This is a genomic window from Pauljensenia sp. C0170B4 (assembly GCF_056590235.1).
Map to the genome: position 1 here is coordinate 253,455 of NZ_JBWPVS010000002.1, position 18,544 is coordinate 271,998.

18 protein-coding genes and 1 tRNA gene are annotated in these 18,544 nt (G+C 60.1%); 2 read left to right on the plus strand and 17 right to left on the minus strand.

Annotated features, from left to right (window positions below):
* Positions 1-41 precede the first annotated feature (41 nt).
* On the minus strand, positions 42-647 hold the full coding sequence (locus AC1EJ1_RS03605; protein WP_058236643.1) for an ANTAR domain-containing response regulator: 606 nt from the start codon (positions 645-647) through the stop codon (positions 42-44).
* A 65-nt stretch (positions 648-712) separates the two neighbouring features.
* On the opposite strand from AC1EJ1_RS03605, the gene AC1EJ1_RS03610 reads away from it, so the two are divergent.
* Positions 713-786 (plus strand) — tRNA-Leu (locus AC1EJ1_RS03610).
* 497 nt (positions 787-1,283) lie between these two features.
* Here AC1EJ1_RS03610 and AC1EJ1_RS03615 read toward each other — a convergent pair.
* The 15 genes from AC1EJ1_RS03615 to AC1EJ1_RS03685 form a co-directional block, all read right to left on the minus strand.
* Positions 1,284-1,508 (minus strand): hypothetical protein, encoded by a 225-nt coding sequence (locus tag AC1EJ1_RS03615; protein WP_058236642.1) that lies wholly within the window; start codon positions 1,506-1,508, stop codon positions 1,284-1,286.
* A 280-nt stretch (positions 1,509-1,788) separates the two neighbouring features.
* On the minus strand, positions 1,789-3,246 hold the full coding sequence (gene pyk / locus AC1EJ1_RS03620; protein ID WP_092648555.1) for a pyruvate kinase: 1,458 nt from the start codon (positions 3,244-3,246) through the stop codon (positions 1,789-1,791).
* A 9-nt stretch (positions 3,247-3,255) separates the two neighbouring features.
* Entirely contained in the window at positions 3,256-4,290 is a 1,035-nt protein-coding gene (lgt, locus tag AC1EJ1_RS03625) for a prolipoprotein diacylglyceryl transferase (RefSeq protein WP_285014121.1), read from the minus strand.
* 18 nt (positions 4,291-4,308) lie between these two features.
* The gene (gene trpA, locus AC1EJ1_RS03630; protein WP_070726672.1) at positions 4,309-5,112 is read right to left on the minus strand and encodes a tryptophan synthase subunit alpha; all 804 of its coding nucleotides are present in this window, start codon (positions 5,110-5,112) and stop codon (positions 4,309-4,311) included.
* Complete coding sequence (gene trpB, locus AC1EJ1_RS03635; protein WP_285014122.1) at positions 5,109-6,386, minus strand: tryptophan synthase subunit beta; 1,278 nt, start codon at positions 6,384-6,386, stop codon at positions 5,109-5,111. The genes trpA and trpB overlap by 4 nt, the downstream gene beginning before the upstream one ends.
* A 12-nt stretch (positions 6,387-6,398) precedes the next feature.
* A complete protein-coding gene (gene trpC / locus AC1EJ1_RS03640) occupies positions 6,399-7,253 on the minus strand; it encodes an indole-3-glycerol phosphate synthase TrpC (protein WP_058236637.1) in 855 nt (284 codons plus the stop codon).
* 76 nt (positions 7,254-7,329) lie between these two features.
* Positions 7,330-8,883 (minus strand): chorismate-binding protein, encoded by a 1,554-nt coding sequence (locus AC1EJ1_RS03645; protein ID WP_480295339.1) that lies wholly within the window; start codon positions 8,881-8,883, stop codon positions 7,330-7,332.
* The gene (gene hisI, locus AC1EJ1_RS03650; protein ID WP_092648551.1) at positions 8,880-9,233 is read right to left on the minus strand and encodes a phosphoribosyl-AMP cyclohydrolase; all 354 of its coding nucleotides are present in this window, start codon (positions 9,231-9,233) and stop codon (positions 8,880-8,882) included. Before hisI ends, AC1EJ1_RS03645 begins: the two co-directional genes overlap by 4 nt.
* A complete protein-coding gene (gene hisF / locus AC1EJ1_RS03655) occupies positions 9,230-10,003 on the minus strand; it encodes an imidazole glycerol phosphate synthase subunit HisF (protein WP_480295340.1) in 774 nt (257 codons plus the stop codon). Before hisF ends, hisI begins: the two co-directional genes overlap by 4 nt.
* Positions 10,004-10,045: 42 nt before the next feature.
* Entirely contained in the window at positions 10,046-10,993 is a 948-nt protein-coding gene (locus tag AC1EJ1_RS03660; RefSeq protein WP_480295341.1) for an FKBP-type peptidyl-prolyl cis-trans isomerase, read from the minus strand.
* Between the two features lie 4 nt (positions 10,994-10,997).
* Positions 10,998-12,386 (minus strand): Pup--protein ligase, encoded by a 1,389-nt coding sequence (pafA, locus tag AC1EJ1_RS03665; RefSeq protein ID WP_058236632.1) that lies wholly within the window; start codon positions 12,384-12,386, stop codon positions 10,998-11,000.
* Between the two features lies 1 nt (position 12,387).
* Positions 12,388-12,567 (minus strand): ubiquitin-like protein Pup, encoded by a 180-nt coding sequence (locus tag AC1EJ1_RS03670; RefSeq protein WP_058236631.1) that lies wholly within the window; start codon positions 12,565-12,567, stop codon positions 12,388-12,390.
* Between the two features lie 9 nt (positions 12,568-12,576).
* On the minus strand, positions 12,577-14,100 hold the full coding sequence (gene dop, locus AC1EJ1_RS03675; protein WP_480295342.1) for a depupylase/deamidase Dop: 1,524 nt from the start codon (positions 14,098-14,100) through the stop codon (positions 12,577-12,579).
* The gene (arc, locus tag AC1EJ1_RS03680; protein WP_480295343.1) at positions 14,097-15,656 is read right to left on the minus strand and encodes a proteasome ATPase; all 1,560 of its coding nucleotides are present in this window, start codon (positions 15,654-15,656) and stop codon (positions 14,097-14,099) included. The genes dop and arc overlap by 4 nt, the downstream gene beginning before the upstream one ends.
* 50 nt (positions 15,657-15,706) lie before the next feature.
* Positions 15,707-16,753 (minus strand): tRNA (adenine-N1)-methyltransferase, encoded by a 1,047-nt coding sequence (locus tag AC1EJ1_RS03685; RefSeq protein WP_480295344.1) that lies wholly within the window; start codon positions 16,751-16,753, stop codon positions 15,707-15,709.
* 70 nt (positions 16,754-16,823) lie between these two features.
* Between AC1EJ1_RS03685 and AC1EJ1_RS03690 the strand changes: the two genes are divergently transcribed.
* On the plus strand, positions 16,824-17,669 hold the full coding sequence (locus AC1EJ1_RS03690) for a RecB family exonuclease (protein ID WP_480295345.1): 846 nt from the start codon (positions 16,824-16,826) through the stop codon (positions 17,667-17,669).
* Positions 17,670-17,679: 10 nt separating this feature from the next.
* Here AC1EJ1_RS03690 and AC1EJ1_RS03695 read toward each other — a convergent pair whose 3' ends face one another.
* Positions 17,680-18,531 carry an undecaprenyl-diphosphate phosphatase gene (locus AC1EJ1_RS03695; protein ID WP_480295346.1) on the minus strand — a complete coding sequence of 284 codons (852 nt, stop codon included), beginning with the start codon at positions 18,529-18,531 and terminating at the stop codon, positions 17,680-17,682.
* Positions 18,532-18,544 lie beyond the last annotated feature (13 nt).

Consider the following 18,544-nt stretch of genomic DNA (forward strand, 5'->3'; position numbering starts at 1 on the left):
CAACTTCGTGCAAGACCCGCATACACATATCTCAAGCAGTCTCAGTCATCCACCTGATCGATCACTGCGTCTGCGACCTCACGCATGGACAGGCGACGATCCATGGACGTCTTCTGGATCCATCGGAACGCCTCAGGCTCAGTCATGTCCATCTTTTCCATCAGGAGTCCCTTGGCGCGGTCAACGCGCTTGCGCGTCTCGAAACGCTCCGACATGTCGGAGATTTCTTCTTCCAGTGACTCGATTTCACGGTGACGGGACAGGGCGATTTCAACTGCGGGAATCAGGTCGGCAGGGCTGAAAGGCTTCACAACGTACGCCATAGCTCCTGCGTCGCGCGCACGTTCGACCAGTTCTTTTTGTGAAAAGGCAGTCAGCATGACAACAGCGCAGGAGAGCTCTCGCAGAATCTTCTCTGCAGCTGTGATGCCATCCATTTTGGGCATCTTGACATCCATCACACACAGATCAGGAGTGTCATCCTCGTTGTCGGGCTCCAGTGCCAGCCGAACAGCCTCTTCTCCGTCACTTGCCTCTGCGACGACGTCGAAACCTGCTGCGGTCAGCGTCTCGACAATATCAAGGCGGATCAGGGATTCGTCTTCAGCTACTAACACTTTTCGCGGCTTGTTTTCGTCTGTGCTCATCTGAAATTCCTTCAATTGGTGTCTGATCAATAAATATCTTATCCTTGATGAGCACGTTCGCGTGTGCCCTGGTAGCCCAATTGGCAGAGGCGGTCGGCTCAAACCCGGCTTGTTGTGGGTTCGAATCCCACCCGGGGTACAGAAGTATTCGGCATTATTCGGCTGAAAACTCCCTCGACGAGGGCGTTTAGGGTGCGTTTATCACACCAGTTGGAATCACCCTTCTGAGCTGTGTTTCACTGCAGTATCCGCTCGTAATGGGATGGAAAAAGTCCTGCAGCAGGCTACGACAATGTGAATGTCTTTTCACCCCCGAAGCAAGAAAGATCTCACTCGATACGGCCGAGAAGCAGGGCAGCGCCGTGGACCAATGGAACACAACCGCTGCGCCTGGTCACATTCCCAGCAAACTGACAGGTGGAATGAAGTATCTCCCAAGAATCGTTTCTTATGCTCAAGCTATCCGAGCCGGACAGAACATGAAGCACGACACGTGCTGGTGCGACTGGCCGTTACGCTCGGGGATCTGAAGGAAGGGGCTCTGTTTTCGAAGGACTCGCACTGTGTTGATGGGATAGTGTTGGGGGTCGGCCACATGTGGCCGACCCCCAACACTGCGTCTGTGGTAGCTTTCCCTTATGCAGCTTCAATGAGTTCAAGACCCAGAAAGTCTGCTGCAGCGATGCGGCTGGCAGGCACACGCAGAGCCTCGATGGCGCGACGTACGTCGCCGTTCGTGAAATCAGCAAACCACGGGCGTACCGCATTGGAAAGTTGATCAAGCAGAACGTTGTTTGCCTGCCGATCCGAATTCCGGTCATGGACTGACACGGTCTTTGCATTGCGATCTTCAATTGTCATATTTCTATCCTCTTCTTCTTCCTCACGCCATAACGGGGTATGTACTCTTTGCGCACAGGCCGCCCCGTCAGGCATTCAGTTCTCAATCACACTCGCCCACCCCTCATCAGGTGGAAAGTGTGAAGTCATATCAGCGCAACTCTCAACACCAGGTTGACAGTTTGCATCCACGTCAACGATAACACATCATCGGGTCGCGTGAGAATAAGCCTCGGCGGCCGTTAGAGAAAACGTCCTCCCCGCAGCATCGCCGTTGATGCTGACGGCTCGACGCGATCATCTACTGTCTGCCCAGCATTCCGACTCGGCCACCAATGGAGTAATCAATATCGTCACCCACTGAGTGAACACGAATCAGGTTCGACGAGCCCGACACGCCCGGCGGCATACCGGCCACGATGACCAGCTGGTCACCCTGCTTACACAGCCCGGCTGTCTGTGAGATTTGATCGACCTGCCAGACCATGTCATCGGTGTGCATCACCGAGGGCACACGGTAGGTCTGCACTCCCCACGTCAGTGCCAACTGCCTGCGTGTCTCTTCGAGCGGCGTGAAAGCCAGCATTGGGATAGGGCTACGCAGACGCGCCATATAGCGCGCCGTCATTCCTGCCTGCGTGAAGGTCACCAGGAACTTCGTATCGAGCTTCTCTCCCACTGACACGGCGGCCTGGGAGATCACGGCCGAGCGGTCTGCGATGAAACCACCCAACGGCGCGATGCGCTCACCACCGTTTTCTTCGATGTTCTCCACAATGCGTGCCATCGTGCGTACAGCCTCGATCGGATACTGACCAATCGACGTTTCACCCGACAGCATGACGGCATCAGCACCGTCAAGGATCGCGTTCGCACAGTCCGATGCCTCAGCCCTGGTCGGACGCGGGTTCTTGATCATCGACTCCAGTACCTGGGTCGCAACGATAACCGGTTTGGCTGCCCGGCGTGCCAACTCAATGGCGCGTTTTTGAACCAGCGGCACAGCTTCAAGCGGCATCTCCACACCCAGGTCACCGCGCGCCACCATGATGCCATCGAAGGCGTCGACGACCTCCTCGAGCACCTCAACGGCCTGCGGCTTTTCAATCTTCGCGATGACAGGGCGCCTGCGGCCTTCCTCGTCCATGATCGCGTGCACTTCGTCAATGTCGCGGGCGTTGCGCACAAAGGACAATGCAATAAAGTCCGCACCGATCCTCAGTGCCCACCGCAGGTCATCGCGGTCCTTTTCCGACAGCGCCGGCACTGACACCGCAACACCCGGAAGGTTCAGGCCCTTGTGATCGGACACAAATCCGGGGACCTCTACCTTGGTGGTTACGTCGGTGTCCGTTACTTCCATGACACGCACGGCGACGTTTCCATCGTCGATCAGGAGACGGTCACCAGGACGACAATCCCCCGGCAGGCCTTTGAACGTCGTGCCGACGCGTTCCTTGGTGCCCTCGACATCTTCAGTCGTGATCGTGAAGGTGTCTCCCATCTCAAGGAACTGCGGGCCGTCCTTGAATGTCTGCAGACGAATCTTCGGGCCCTGGAGGTCCGCAAGAACAGCTACGGCCCGGCCCGACGTCATCGCTGCACGACGCACACGCTCAATGACACGTTCGTGTCCTTCGTGAGTTCCGTGTGAGCAGTTGATACGGGCCACATCCATGCCCGCGTCCACGAGTGCCTGTACTTGTTCGGCAGATTCAGTGGCTGGGCCTAACGTACACACGATTTTTGCTCGACGCATACTCTTACTCTACAGTGCCGATCTCGATTCAGGGGAACCCTCACCGGCTTCGGCGCTATCAAAGACGTTTTTCGCGCCCTGCACGCTGCCCGATTCGTCCGCGAGTTTCGATACATCCTCTTCATCTAAAGATTCGTCGGCCTCATTATCTGCGCCATCCGACTTGTCGAGGCCCAGGTGTGCCCGCAGGCGCTCATGCTCGTCTTCGCTGACAGTCGTTGACCTGCCGAGGCGTCCTGCCACGCAGAAAACGGCCAGGCCCGCGAGGAAGACCGCGATCGATGTCCACACGTTCAGACGCAGCCCCAGAATGTGCTGCGCTTCGTCAACGCGGAGCATCTCGATCCACACACGCCCGAGCGTGTATCCCATCAGATACAGCCCGAAGACCTGACCTGAAGCGAACCGTGCGCGTCGATCCACCCACACGATCAGTGCGGCAATAACCAAATTCCACAGGCATTCATAGAGAAATGTCGGGTGAAAGAGCGTGCCGGCGGCATACTGGGCAGGCATGTGAGCCGCGTCGACCTGCAGCCCCCACGGTAGTGTCGTCGGCGCGCCGAACAGTTCCTGGTTAAACCAATTCCCCCACCGGCCTATTGCCTGTGCCACCAGGAGGGCCGGTGCAATGGAGTCTGCCAGAGGTCCCATTCGTTGGCCGGCGCGTCGCAGCGCAATGTAGGCACCAACAGCGCCCAGAGCGACGCCGCCCCAGATTCCAAGACCGCCATTCCAGATTTTGAACGCGTCAATGGGATTACCGTTGGGGCCGAAGTAAGCATCAGGTGAGGACACCACGTGGTAGATTCGCGCTCCGATGATTCCCAGCGGGATCGCCCACAACGCAATTTCGTACATGAAGTCGGCCACGCCACCGCGCCGCTCGTACCGCCGGCCGGTGATCCACACTGCAGCGACCATCCCCACCATAATGAGGATGCCGTACATATGGATGGTCAGTGGACCAATGTTCCACGCTCCCTGCGGCGGAGACGGTATCGCTGAGCCAATCAGTGAGCTTGCCACAGTCAGATCGTTCATCGTCACCGCGCCTTCCGGTTAGACAGTTCGTGAGTTCTTAACGCCATCACTGAGTTCACGGGCCAAAGTTCCGAGCGCTTCGAAAGCCTGTTCCCTGTCCTCGTCAAAAAGTGTGCGCACAAGTGCAGAACCCACAATAACGCCATCGGCGTAGGAGCCTATTTCATGTGCCTGCGTGCCGCTGGAAACGCCCAGACCCACGCACACGCGCTTTGCACCGGCTTCACGCGTGCGTGCGACCAGTTCGCGCGCGTGAGTGCCGACCGAGGATCGTGCCCCTGTCACGCCCATCGTTGACGCGGCGTACACCCATCCGCGTGCGTGGGAACTGATCAGTTCCAAACGCGTGCGAGTTGACGACGGTGCCACCAGGTAGATGCATTCCAGGTCATTTTCGCGAGCGGCATTTTCCCATTGCTCGCCTTCTTCGGGCGGCAGGTCCGGCGTGATCAGGCCTGATCCGCCGGCCTGGGCAAAGTCGCGGGCAAAATGGTCCACGCCGTACCATTCGACCGGGTTCCAGTACGTCATGCACACGGTGGTCAGACCATAGTCCACAACTTCCCTGGTCGCTTCCAGCAGGTCCTCCAGGTGTGTTCCATGTTCGAGGGCGGCCACGGTTGCGCGCTGGATCGTGGGGCCATCCATCCCAGGGTCGGAATACGGGAAACCAAATTCAAGGACATCAACGCCGTTATCTGCCAGAACTTTCGCTGCACGCACCGAGTCTTCCACAGTGGGGAAACCGACGGGCAAATATCCGATCAGGGCGGCGTGCCCGGCATTATTGGCGCGATCAATCGCATCTGCGCTGTGCATCATTTGTCGGCCTCCCTGCTCGGATCAATGTTCTGGTATGTGGGTTCACCCAGGCCGAACCACTTCGAAGCGGTTGTCACGTCCTTATCGCCGCGCCCAGACAGGCACACCACGATAATGGGTTCCTTGCCTTTTTCAATCGGTCCTGCTTCGAGTCGCTCGTGGGCCCACTGAATTGCCCCTGCAAGTGCGTGTGCCGATTCAATGGCGGGAATGATACCTTCGGTGCGACACAGGCGCACGAATGCGTCCATGGCGTGCGTGTCGTCAATCGCAATGTAGCGTGCTCGTCCGGAACGGGCCAGCCATGCATGTTCGGGTCCCACACCCGGGTAGTCCAGGCCCGCAGAAATCGAATGGGAGGCCTTGGTCTGCCCGTCGCGTTCCTGCAGCACGAATGTGCGCGCACCGTGCAGAACACCGACTTCGTTCGCTGAAATCGATGCAGCGTGGCGACCGGTCTCGATGCCGTCGCCTCCGGCTTCACATCCGATCAGCTCGACGTCCTCATCATCGATAAAAGCAGTGAAGGATCCAATCGCATTTGAACCACCGCCCACGCACGCGGTCACGGCATCCGGCAGGCGCCCCTCGCGCTCCAGGATCTGCTCGCGGGCTTCGTCACCAATGACGCGTTGGAGGTCACGGACGAGGCCGGGGAACGGGTGCGGACCTGCAGCAGTGCCGAAAATGTAGTTCGTGGTCTCCACATTCGTCACCCAGTCACGGAACGCTTCGTTAATGGCGTCCTTGAGCGTTTGAGACCCCTGAGTCACACCAATGACTTCCGCGCCGAGCATCTGCATGCGGGCTACGTTGAGTGCCTGACGTTCGGTGTCTTCCGCGCCCATATAGATCGTGCAGTCCAGGCCTAGCAGCGCCGCGGCCGTTGCGGTGGCAACGCCGTGCTGTCCGGCTCCGGTCTCAGCGATGATACGGGTCTTGCCCAGTTCCTGTGTGAGCAACGCCTGTCCCAGCACGTTGTTGATCTTGTGGGATCCGGTATGGTTAAGGTCCTCGCGCTTGAGGAAGACTCGGATTCCCCCCAGATCGGCAGCAAAGCGCGATGCTTCTGTCAACAATGAGGGGCGTCCGGCATAGTTGACGAACAGGTCATGGAGTCGTTTCTGGAAACCGTCATCATGCCACAGACGCTGCCACGTTTCATCAAGTTCTTCCAGTGCAGCCATCAGCGATTCGGCCACGAAACGACCACCGAAGGCTCCAAAATACGGGCCTCTCAGGTCGTCCGAGCGCGGCGATGCGGTACTCGACATGCCGACTCCTCCTTACTCGTCAGAAGATTCATTGCGTGCCATGCGCACGCGAGCTTTTCTATCGGTGAGCAGTGCCGGATGTTGGCCGGCGCTGACGATATCGCTGACGGCGGTCGCTGGATCACCGGACGTTACCAGTGCTTCTCCGACCAGCACAGCATCAGCGCCCCAGTTGGCGTACTGGATGACGTCGTGGCGATCGCGCACACCGGATTCGGCTACAGCGATCACGTCGGGCGGGATAACATCGATCACCTGCTCGACAACAGTTGGATCGACATCCAGGGTGGTCAGGTCGCGTGCGTTCACGCCAATGACGCGCGCTCCGGCATCGAGCGCCCGCAGCACTTCCAGACGCGAATGCGCCTCGACCAGCGCCGTCATTCCCAGTGATTCCGTTCGTTCCAGCAACGACACCAACGCCGGCTGTTCAAGTGCGGCAACAATCAGCAGCACAATGTCAGCGCCGTGAGCGCGCGCTTCATGGACCTGATACGGGGTGACAATGAAATCCTTGCGCAGCACAGGGATATCGACTGCTGCGCGCACTGAGTCAAGATCGGACAGTGACCCCGAGAAGCGACGCTGTTCAGTAAGCACCGAGATTGCAGCCGCACCGTTCGCCTCGTAGATGTGGGCCAGTGCTGCCGGATCGTCGATATGCGCCAGCGCGCCCTTCGAGGGCGAGGACCGCTTGACCTCCGCGATCAGCGAGACGGCACCACTGCTGCGCAGTGCTGACACCGCGTTTTTCGCGTCGGCGCAGCGTTGCGCACGCTTCTTGATGTCATCCATCGGCACGCGTGCTTCCCGCTCACGCAGATCTTCCAGCACTCCCGCGATGATCCCATCGAGGACTGTTGCCATCGCTCCTCCTCACCGTTGCCTACTGCGATGCTAACCAAAGTCAGGGTGTTTTCCCCAATTGGCTCACATGATGGGCTCAGTCCAGGTCCCCCGTCAGCTTCGCTGCGGTCAGTACGGATGCCAGTGCCGCGGCCGCTTTATTACGGGTCTCCACATACTCCGTGTGTTCAACCGAATCGGCCACAATTCCAGCTCCCGCCTGCACGCTGGCGCGGCCGTCTTTCAGGCATGCCGTGCGGATCGCGATCGCAAAATCTGTGTCGCCGCCCAGGTCAAAATAGCCGACCACTCCCCCGTACACGCCGCGCGCACACGGTTCAAGCTCGTCGATCAGTTGAATGGCGCGCGTCTTGGGCGCACCTGACAGTGTTCCGGCCGGGAACGTTGCCACCAAGCAATCCAGCGCGTCCACCCCCTCGTTCACGATGCCCGTAACGGTGGAGGAAATGTGTTGAATATGGGAGTAGCGCTTGATTTCCATCAGCGTAGACACTTCCACCGATTCAGGCCTGCAGACTCTCGACAGGTCGTTGCGCGCCAGGTCCACCAGCATGGCGTGTTCGGCCAGCTCCTTCGGATCCTTCAGCAGGTCTACGGCCAGGTCGTGGTCCTCGCTCCCGTTCGCTCCGCGTGGGCGTGACCCGGCAATCGGATAGGTCCACACGCGCTGTCCCTGCGTACGCACCAGTGTTTCAGGCGAGGAACCCACCACGTCGAAGTCACCGCCCACGCCATCGGGCAGGCGCAGCAGGTACAGATACGGCGAAGGATTGAGGGTGCGCAGCACCGAGTACACGTCCAGCGCATCCGCCTGGGTGGACACATCCATGCGTTGCGACAGCACAATCTGGAAAGCGTCGCCTCGCCCGATCGCCTCTTTCGCATCCCTGACGGATTGTTCAAAATCGTCCTGCGGTGTGCGGTGCTGGATCGCCAGATCATCCGACGAGGGGGATGCACTGACCCATACAGCTGGATTCATGCTGGATTCCAGGCGATGACACATGTCGCCCACTCGACGGCACGCTTCGTCATACGCCCAGTCGACTCGTTCATCGGTACCGTCCATGTTCCACGCATTCGACACCAGCCACAGTGAGCCGTCACTGTGATCGATAGCAGCCACGTCGCGCGCCAAAATGAGCGATGCATCCGGTACGTCCATCTCGCGCGGAGCCGACATCGTGATGCTCGGCTCCCATTCGCGGGCCATTGCCCAGCCAATCGAGCCGACAAAAGCGCCCGTCAAGGGTGGCAGACCTTCGATGGGATCAGCTCGCAGCACCTCGAGAGCCGAGTGCATCACCTCGCGAAATGATCCGGTCTCCATTGCGCCCCTCGGGCACACCCCCTGCCAGGACGTGACGCCATCACGGGTGATCACTGACGAGGCGGAATCCACTCCGATGAACGACCAGCGTCCCCACCTGCCGTCGTGTTCGGCTGATTCAAACAGGTACGTCCCCGGCTTCGAGGCGCACAGGTGACGGTACAGGCCCACCGGTGTAATATCGGGCGCCAGGACTTTACGCGCCACGGGAATGAGGCGTCGGTTGCGCGCCAGCTCATGGAACTCTTCACGCGATGGCCATATCTGTCCCAGATGCAGGTCAGTGGCGTGACGTGTCATTGAATTGTTCCTCCCGCTTCAAAACATGAATGTGTCCCCGTATGGCACGCAGCACCGATCTGATCGACTTTCATCAACAGGGCATCCCCGTCGCAGTCAATCTGAATGCTCTTGACGTGCTGCACGTGTCCTGACGTGTCGCCTTTGCGCCAGTACTCCTGACGGGAGCGTGACCAGTAGGTGGCACGCCTGCTTTCCAGTGTGCGTCGCAGTGCTTCGTCGTCCATCCATGCCAGCATCAGAACTTCGTCAGTGTCGTATTGCTGGACGATGACTGCCACGAGACCTTGCTCATTTCGCTTCAGTCGCTGCGCGATGCGCGGGTCGAGGTTCTCAGCCGACCGTTTCACAGTCGCACCGCGATTCCGGCACGCGCCATCGCGTCCTTGACTTGCGTGATCGTCAAGGTATCGAAGTGGAACACTGAGGCAGCCAGAACTGCGTCCGCACCTGCCTGAGCTGCCTGAACGAAATCGTCAGTTGTGCCGGCCCCGCCCGAAGCGATCAGAGGAATGGACACTGTGGATCGAATCGCGCCGAGCATTTCCAGGTCGAATCCGCCCTGAACCCCGTCTGCGTCCATCGAGTTCAACAGGATTTCGCCTGCTCCCAGTTCGGCGACCCGGTTTGCCCACTCGACCGCGTCGATGCCGGTTGAGCGCGTTCCACCGTGTGTCGTGACTTCGAATCCGGAGGTCGTTGAGACACCCTCGGGCGTGCGCCGTGCGTCCAGAGACAGCACGATGATCTGGTCGCCATAGCGTGAGGCGACCCGTTCGATCAGGCTCGGGTCAGCGATCGCCGCCGTATTGACTGATACTTTGTCGGCTCCGCAGTCCAGCAGGCGTGACACGTCGTCCACACTGCGTACACCGCCACCGACAGTGAGCGGCACAAAAATCTGGCTCGCAGCGGCAGAGACGACATCGAGCATTGTCGAGCGCTGCTCGGTCGAGGCAGATACGTCGAGCAAAGTGATTTCATCAGCGCCCTCGTCGCTGTAGTGACGGGCACGCTCAACAGGATCGCCCGCATCTTTCAAATCTGCGAAGTTGACACCTTTAACGACGCGTCCGGCGTTGACGTCCAGGCATGGAATGATTCGGCAGGTCACTGACATGCTTCCATCGTAGCCATGTGCACGCTCTTGGTTGGCACCGGCTCAGGAAGTGGATGACGACGGCGGGTAGGTGGCAAGGATATCGACCAGGACGCACAGCGTGTCGTCACCTTCGGCCAGATCAGGAGGAATGGTGATCGCCAGGCGTGAGCCGACTCTTTGATCGACCAGCCCCTGCTGCAGGCCCGGCATGATGGTCGCCATGTCCAACCGTTCCGGCATTCCGTCGTTCCACGTTGATCGACGCTTGTCCGGATTGTTCCACCCCGCAATCACGTATTGCACCAGGACCCGGTCATCGGGCCCGACCTGAGGACCGTCGCCTTTGATATGTGGGGCGATGACGATCTGGCTGGGGGCCTCCCCCGTGTGAGTGACCTTGAAGCCATCTTCTGCGAATTCGACGCTGAATGGCTGGGTTGGTTCGGGATCAATCGGTGTGCCAGTAGCAGTCGAGGAGATCACATCGACGACGTCAATTTCAATGCGTGGCTGCGCAGGGGTCGTTCCGGCAAGTGTCTCCCCGTCCTTATCCGCCGCCGGTGTCAGTGGTCTGACGAACAGGAGACGCGTCCCTTCGCGAGACCCGATCAGGGCCTGAACCAGCGTGGCATCCAGTTCGTCACTCGTTGCACGCTCCGTAAAGATCGCGGGCTGCCCGTCGGCCGTGATGACTTCCCCCGTGTCTCCGTCAAACGGCGTGATCGCGGCGATCACGGGCGACCCCTCGGTAATTTCCCGTCCTTGCCCCTCGATAATCGTTCTCACGAAAGGTGCCGTCACCGTCAAGGTACCGTGAATGGTCACAGTCGGTATGGCGCCGTGGTTACCGAATACTTCAACCTGATTGCCCACTGACTGTGCGTCATCAGCGCTTTGCACCACGTCAGGTGAGCTGCGGCGCCCCAGGGTCCACCACCCGACCATGATGAGGACGACCACCACCAGCACAGTCACTGTGGCAACCGTTCTGCTCGAAGACAGTGTCATGTGATCACGCCGGCAAGTCAGGAGCTGACTGGTTAATGTGCTCGATCAGCGCATCCACTCGCGCATCCTCGTTCGAGAGCGGGTCATTGAGTGTCAGTGGTGTGGCTGAAATATCTCCGAGCCGCACGTGCACCCAGTCGACCGACAGATCCCGGCGCGCGTCCTGTGCTGCACCGATGATCCGGCCGCGCAGGGACGCCCTCGTTGTGGCAGGAGGCGTGGTGACTGCGCCTGACACCTGGTCGGCCGCGATAAGCCGGCGCATCAATCCGCCGCCTTCCATGCGGTCACGCAGGCCTGTCGCCGTGATGTCGTGGTAGCTGAGCTCCAGGCGCGCCACGCGCGTGTCGGACAGCGGCACTGAGCGGCGTTCACAGTACTGGCGCAGCAGGCGGCGCTTGATTGCCACATCCAGTTCGGTCTCGACGCCGGACCAGTCTCCTGATTCGATCGCATCCAGTCCACGCTTCCACAGGTCCAGAACGTAGGTGTGCATGGGATCGAGGGCGCTGGTGTCCGTGTGGTCGAGGATCCTGCGCCGGATTTCCCGCTGGATTGCCACAGGTGACATGGATGTTCCCGAGGCCAATGGGATAGGTGCCTGTCCCGTCAGGTCCGCGTTGATGGAGCGAATAGCCGACATGGGATCGGCCAGCGCCAGGTCTGCCAGCTTCACACCATCTTCGACCGCGCTCAGCAGCAGCTCGGTTGCCCCGACCTTCAGGGCGGTTGTCGGCTCGGACACGTTCGTATCCCCCACGATCACATGCATACGCCGGTAGGAGCCTGAATCTGCCAGTGGTTCGTCGCGCGTGTTGATGATTGGGCGCGAACGAGTGGTTGCTGCCGAAACTGCGTCCCACATCTGGTCTGCACGTTGGGAAAAGACGTACGTACTGCGTCCTGAAATGGTGCGGATATGTCCAGCTCCGACGACGATTTGTCGGGTGATGAAGAATGCGACGAGGGCGTCCGCGACTTCTCTGAAGTCACGTCGGCGGTGCAGCAGATAGTTCTCGTGGCAGCCGTAGGAGTTTCCCTGGGAGTCCACGTTGTTGCGAAACAGGTGGAGTCGGGCTGGGACGCCCTCGGACTGGAGCTGCTCGTCTGCGCGAGAGGCGAGGTCAGCCAGTAGAAGGTCACCTGCACGATTTTGGGCCAGGAGGTCCTCCAGCAGGTCGCATTCGGCTGTCGCATATTCGGGGTGTGAGCCGACGTCGAGGTACAGGCGCCCGCCGTTGCGCAGGAACAGGTTCGAAGAACGTCCCTGGTCAATGAGCGGGGCGAACAGGTACCGCGCCGCCTGATCCGCATCCACTGGTGAGGGCGCGGAGGTGGTGGAAGCTGCGGTCAGCCCGTATTCCGTTTCGATTCCGACGACTCGGCGCCTCACTTTATTGGCCGCCCTTCTGCACGAAGCCCTGAACGAAGCTTTGCGCGTTTTCTTCCAGGACGGTGTCGATGTCATCCAGCAGGTCATCGAGGGAATCGGTGTTCGCCTGAACCTGCCCGGCCTGGGCGTCGTCCTCGTCGAGCGGGTCTGAGTGAGGTGAATGTGTGTGTGACTGAACCATGGATGCTCCTTAGACAAGGTCAGAGATGTCGGTTGTGGTATCAGATGCGTCAGGCAGTGAGATGCGGACCAGGCGGTTGTGTTCGGGGTCGTCGACTACCACTGATGTCCATGATGCCCGAACGACGTTCGGCATCGAGGCAACAGCGTGTCCGCGTACTCTGGCGCGGGTTGACTGCGGCGGCGTATCGGCCGCACGGATCACGTCGTCAGGTGTGAAGAGTCTGCGGACTCGTCCCGCACGGTCGAGGCGGTTCACCAGGGAGCGTTCTTCTCGCAGGTCCGCCCATTGCAGATCCATTGCCGCCAGACGTGGGTCGGCCCAGTCGGTGTTCAGCCGCTCACGCTGGCGATCGAAAAGCTGGTATTTTGCCACCCATTCAACGTCGCTGGCCACCGAGAACATGTCGGTGCGCAGACCGTCCAGGACTCGCTGCCAGGTGTCAAGCAGGTCGCGTGTGTCCTCATCCGGATTCTGGCCAGTCTCGTCGAGTGTTTCGAGCACCAGATCCAGGTAGATCTGCTGAATATCAACGGCATTCAGTGCGCGTCCGGCAGCGATCGGAACTTTGTGGCTCAGCGTCGGGTCGTGACTGACGTTCCATGTTTCCTGCACCGGGTCGTCAATGCTCAGTCCATCCCAGTGCATCGACGTGCCCTGTTCAATGGCCCACAGGACAATCGAGGTCGTCCCTATCTTGAGGTAGGCCGAGATGTCGAAGAGGCTGGCATCGCCTCCGATGACATGCAGGCGACGGAACCGTGCGGGATTGGCATGAGGTTCGTCGCGCGTATTGATGATCGGGCGATTGAAAGTGGTTTCCAGGCCGACCTCGTTTTCCACGAAGTCAGCGCGCTGCGAGAGCTGGAAGCCGGGAGCCTGTGACTTTTGACCCAGCCCGACCCGACCCGAACCACAGGTGACGGGGCGCGTCACCATGAATGGGATGAGGCCGCGGATCAGGTCATCCAGATCAACTGAACGCTCCACCTGGTAGTTCTCATGAGTGCCGTAGGCCGCACCTTTACCGTCGGTATTGTTCTTGACCAGGACGAGCGGCACCTCCGAGCTGGCATCGATATGTGCCATGATTCGGCGCGCAATCTCATCACCGGCCCTGTCCCACAGCACTGCTTCGCGCGGTGACGAGGTTTCAGGTGCGGAATACTCCGGATGTGCGTGGTCGACGTACAGGCGCGCACCGTTGGTCAGCACCGCCACCGTCGGGGTTGGCAGTGCGCGCTCACTGTCACTGGGGCGTTCCAACGCTTCCACGCCCCCTGACGGTGCCAGGTGGTAGGGATCATCGGTCAACAGTGACGGGTCGGCTGCGGCACGGGACAGGCGCATACCGCGCAGATCATTGAGCGGATCCTCACCCGTGTAATCCCATCCAACAGGGTCGCCCTCGCGCGACAGCTGTCCGCCTGCAGCGACTGCCTGCGTGGACAGTGCGACCGCATTTGCCCACGGGTTGCCTGGCTGATAGACACCGAATTCTGTTTCGGTGCCCATGATGCGGTGGACGCTCATTGTGGATCTCCTTGAATGGGGGTCACGGATTGAATATCATCACGCACTCCCACGGTGCGTGCCCAGTCCACTGGCGAAGACGTAGCAGCCAGCTCCATTGATTCGCGCATCTCTTCTTCCACGCCGCGCAGCACGTGTTCCTGACTCAGCCCCTGCTCGCTCCCGCCAAGCGTGGCGCGGATAGCGTGTTTCTTGGCTCGCTCCACGCTCGAGGCGATCAATGCGCCTGAAACGATGTCACTCAGGTACAGCGTCGTCTGCGCGCCTGAGGTCAGCGTCGCGTGGAACAGTGCAGTGGACTGATCGCGTGCATACAGACGCTCCACGGCGGCGTCGATCATCTGATTGAGGGCCTCCTCGTGGCTCCCATAGCGGGAAATCTCGCTCGCTGCAATCGGGACGTGCGTGGTCAGATACTTCGTGAAGATGTCGCGCGCGCCCGTCCGGTCGGGTCGGTCGATGCGTATACGCACGTCGAGGCGTCCGGGCCGCAGTACAGCAGGGTCGATCATGTCGGCTCGGTTGGATGCGCCAATGATGATGACATTGTCGAGGGCTTCCACTCCGTCCATTTCAGCCAGAAGCTGCGGGACAATCATGGTTTCCACGTCAGAGGAGATACCTGCGCCACGCGTGCGGAACAGAGCTTCCATCTCATCGAAGAACACGACAACAGGGATCCCGGTTGCCGCCAGTGCACGAGCACGGGAGAAAATTGCCCGAATCTGGCGCTCCGTCTCCCCCACGAATTTGTTGAGCAGTTCGGGGCCCTTGATAGACAGGAAGTGGCCGCGCACGCCTGATTCGGTCTGCGACAAGGCGTTTGCCACTGCTTTGGCAATGAGTGTTTTACCCGAACCTGGCGGCCCGTACAGCAGGATGCCTTTGGGCGGGCGCAAGCCGTAATCGCGGTAGAGCTGCGGGTGACGCAGCGGCATCTCGATCGAGTCACGCACACTGGCCAGCTGCTGATCCAGTCCGCCGATGTCGTCGTAGGTGACGTCCGGGACCTGCGGGGTGAGCAACTGCTCGACATCCGAGCGGGTGACGCGCTCGATGGCCTGACCGGCGCGCAGATTCGCCATGACGGAATCGCCTGCCCGTACGCTTCCGTGCCGCAGTGGTCCGGCCAGCGTCAGAACCTGTTCCGCGCCGCCTTCCAGGGACACCAGTACGCGATCGGCGCCCAGTACTTCCAGCACCGATGTCAGTGTCCCGGTGCGCTCGAAGTGGTCCACACCCACCACGACCATGTTCTCGTTGAGGCGTACCAGCTGTCCGACGGCCACCGTTGACAGGTCAACACTGGAGTCAACGATCAGGCGCATGCGTTTGGTGCCCACCATCGCATCGATCTGACGCGCGGCGGTATCGACCGCGAGAACTGAGACGAATGTGTGTGGAGGCTGCTGAGAGCGGTGGATTTTCTCGTTGAGTTGGACAAGCTGTCCGCGGGCCGTCGACAGGGCACGTGAGAGGCGTTCGTTCTTCTCTTCCAAAGAAGCGACAGATCGCCGCAACGCGTCAACGGTCTGTTGGTCGGCAGACGTGCTCACTCGTACCCTCCTCGCGAGTCAGTTTTAGTGGTCATTCAACACTATGACGATCAGTGGGATTCCTCCAGATCCTTCCGAACCGTGGTCTGTAATGTTTCTCCCACCCAATGTTCGCTGCGCGCAGTTGCGTCACGACGCACTCGCCGTACTTTCTTGTCACTGGGCACTCGCTGCCCGATTGACGAGGGTGTCCACCCATCCTCGTCGTCCCACATTCCACCCTGTCCTTCAGCAGCCGGAGCGGGGCGGCGTTGGGCGGTTTGCGGACGGGTGTGCGGTGCCAACAGACGCGTGCTGACCAGAAAGCCGGTATGGGCCACCATGCGGTGTTCGGGACGCACGGCCAGCCCTTCGAGATGCCACTCGCGCTGCATCGTTTCCCACGCCAGTGGCTCTGTGAATCGTTCGCATGCGCGGATATCTTCGACCAGACGGGACATCTGGGTCACTGTGGCGACGTAGCACGTCAATACTCCTCCGTAGTTCAATGCGTGTTCCACGGCTTGAAGGTTCTCCCACGGGGCCAGCATGTCGAAGACGATGCGATCCACGCTATGCGCCTCGCATCGATTGAGCACATCAGCCACCTCGCCTACTTCCAGGGTCCACGCGGGGTGGTGAGAGCCGAACCAGAGATCCACATTGGCGCGCGCAATGTCCGCAAAGTCTTCGCGGCGTTCCACTGAGTGGAGGTGGCCGTGTTCGCCTACCGCGTTGAGCAGTGCCAGTGTCAATGCACCTGATCCCACACCTGCTTCCACTACGCGTGCGCCGGGGAAAATGTCCCCCATATGAATGATGGTGCCGGTGTCTTTGGGGTAGATCACCGTTGCGCCGCGCGGCATCGACATGACGTAGTCGCTTTGCAGGGGTCGCAGCACCTGGAATGAGCGTCCTTCAGGCGTGGTGATCACCTGGCCGTCGGGCTGACCGATCACGGCGTCGTGATCGAGCCATCCGCGATTGGTTTGGAAGCGTCCGCCCGCCACCAGCGTGATGGTGTGGAATCGTCCCTTCGGGTCGCGTACCTGCACCCGATCGCCTTCGCGCAGTGGCCCGCGCCGGTTTTCCTGACCTAGTTCACTATGAGTACCCATCGCTGGGATTGTATCCACAACCGGAGCAGGCGAGCACGCAGATGCCGGTGCGCGGCGCTACGGTAGGCACATGCCGTCTTCATCATCGTCTGAACAGTGGGCGCCCGCACTGTCGGTGTCGCGCGCCCGCGATTTCATGAAATGCCCTCTCAAGTTCCGTCTGTTGGTTGTGGATCGCATTCCCTCGCCCGCCACACGTGCCACGGCGATGGGCACCCTCGTACACGCTGTCCTCGAGCATCTCTTCGACGTGCCGCAGCACGATCGCACCCCTGAGCATGCTCAGGAACTGGTTGCCCCGCAATGGGAAGTGCTACGCAGCAACGATCATACAGTGATGGATCTGTTCGATTCTGAAGAGGATTTGCAGTCATGGATGCGTGACGTGCGAACCGTAATCGAGCAGTACTTCCATATCGAGGATCCACGGTGGCTTGAACCGGTTGGACGTGAAGAACTGATCACTGTGGTGATGCCGGAAGGCATTCGTCTGCGCGGATTCATCGACCGCATCGATCAGGCTCCCACAGGCCAGCTGCGCGTTGTGGACTACAAGACAGGCAAGGCTCCCAGTCCACGTTTCCAGGACGAAGCTCTCTACCAGATGCGCTTCTACGCATTGCTGCTTCAGCTCACACGCGAACTTCCGGCCCGCACGCAGTTGGTGTACATCAAGTCCGGTCAGGTCCTCACCTTGGACCCCACCGACGCCGACATGGTGGACATTCGCGCCGATGTGGCACAGCTGTGGGAGCACATCGAAAGCGCGGCTCGCCAACGTCGTTTTGTTCCGACAAAAAACCCGCTGTGCAACTGGTGCCACGTGCAGTCCATGTGCCCCATCTTTGGCGGTCAGGTGCCCGATATTCCTGAAGAAGGCATCGAGCGTGTACTGTCCATGCGTGCGAGTCAGTAAGTCACCCTCGTCAGGCTGCGACTCCCCCGGGCGTCAGGACGCCGGTCAGCAGCAGGATCGCGACGAGGGCGGCCAGACCCAGGCGGTACACGACGAAGGGGCTGAACGAGCGGGTGGAGATCAACTTGAGGAACCACATGATCACCACGTATCCCACGCCGAAAGCGATGAGCGTGGCCAGGATCGTCGGCCCGACCGCAACAATGTCACCACCGCCGATCACCTTGGCCATCTTGTAGAACCCCGATGCGAAGACGGCGGGCATGGCCAACAGGAATGAGTAGCGCGCTGCAGCTTCTCTCGTGTAGCCCAGTGCGCGCCCCATCGTGATGGTGCCACCTGAACGGGAGACGCCGGGAATGAGAGCCATCGCCTGAGCAAAGCCGTAAGCAATGGCATCGCGCCAGCTCATGCGGTCAAGGGTGAGTTCCCTGCGCCCCAAGCGATCAGCCGCGCCGAGCAGCAGACCGAAGAAAACAAGCATGGCCACCGTGATCCACAGGTTACGGAATGATGTGTCGATCCAATCTTCGAGCAGCAGTCCAAGGATTCCGATCGGCAGGGATCCGACGATGATCATCCACCCCATGCGCGCATCGGGATCGGCACCGCGGACGCGCTTGGCGGGGCCGACTACGGGAAGGGAACGCGCCCATTTCGACACGATCCTCACGATGTCTTTCCAGAAGAACACCAGCACTGCAGCTTCAGTTCCGATCTGCGTGATCGCGGTGAAGGCAGCTCCCGGATCTGCCTGTCCGATCAGCTCTCCCACAATGCGCAGGTGAGCAGATGAGGAAATAGGAAGAAACTCCGTGAGGCCCTGAACCAGCCCCAGGATGATTGCATCAAGCCAACTCATGAGGCCTACTGTA

Excerpts from the sequence above, each read along its gene's own strand:
- AC1EJ1_RS03605 (WP_058236643.1), bottom strand. The coding sequence starts at position 647 with ATGAGCACAGACGAAAACAAGCCGCGAAAAGTGTTAGTAGCTGAAGAC.
- AC1EJ1_RS03615 (WP_058236642.1), bottom strand. The coding sequence starts at position 1,508 with ATGACAATTGAAGATCGCAATGCAAAGACCGTGTCAGTCCATGACCGG.
- pyk (WP_092648555.1), bottom strand. The coding sequence starts at position 3,246 with ATGCGTCGAGCAAAAATCGTGTGTACGTTAGGCCCAGCCACTGAATCT.
- lgt (WP_285014121.1), bottom strand. The coding sequence starts at position 4,290 with ATGAACGATCTGACTGTGGCAAGCTCACTGATTGGCTCAGCGATACCG.
- trpA (WP_070726672.1), bottom strand. The coding sequence starts at position 5,112 with ATGATGCACAGCGCAGATGCGATTGATCGCGCCAATAATGCCGGGCAC.
- trpB (WP_285014122.1), bottom strand. The coding sequence starts at position 6,386 with ATGTCGAGTACCGCATCGCCGCGCTCGGACGACCTGAGAGGCCCGTAT.
- trpC (WP_058236637.1), bottom strand. The coding sequence starts at position 7,253 with ATGGCAACAGTCCTCGATGGGATCATCGCGGGAGTGCTGGAAGATCTG.
- AC1EJ1_RS03645 (WP_480295339.1), bottom strand. The coding sequence starts at position 8,883 with ATGACACGTCACGCCACTGACCTGCATCTGGGACAGATATGGCCATCG.
- hisF (WP_480295340.1), bottom strand. The coding sequence starts at position 10,003 with ATGTCAGTGACCTGCCGAATCATTCCATGCCTGGACGTCAACGCCGGA.
- AC1EJ1_RS03660 (WP_480295341.1), bottom strand. The coding sequence starts at position 10,993 with ATGACACTGTCTTCGAGCAGAACGGTTGCCACAGTGACTGTGCTGGTG.
- AC1EJ1_RS03670 (WP_058236631.1), bottom strand. The coding sequence starts at position 12,567 with ATGGTTCAGTCACACACACATTCACCTCACTCAGACCCGCTCGACGAG.
- dop (WP_480295342.1), bottom strand. The coding sequence starts at position 14,100 with ATGAGCGTCCACCGCATCATGGGCACCGAAACAGAATTCGGTGTCTAT.
- AC1EJ1_RS03685 (WP_480295344.1), bottom strand. The coding sequence starts at position 16,753 with ATGGGTACTCATAGTGAACTAGGTCAGGAAAACCGGCGCGGGCCACTG.
- AC1EJ1_RS03690 (WP_480295345.1), top strand. The coding sequence starts at position 16,824 with ATGCCGTCTTCATCATCGTCTGAACAGTGGGCGCCCGCACTGTCGGTG.
- AC1EJ1_RS03695 (WP_480295346.1), bottom strand. The coding sequence starts at position 18,531 with ATGAGTTGGCTTGATGCAATCATCCTGGGGCTGGTTCAGGGCCTCACG.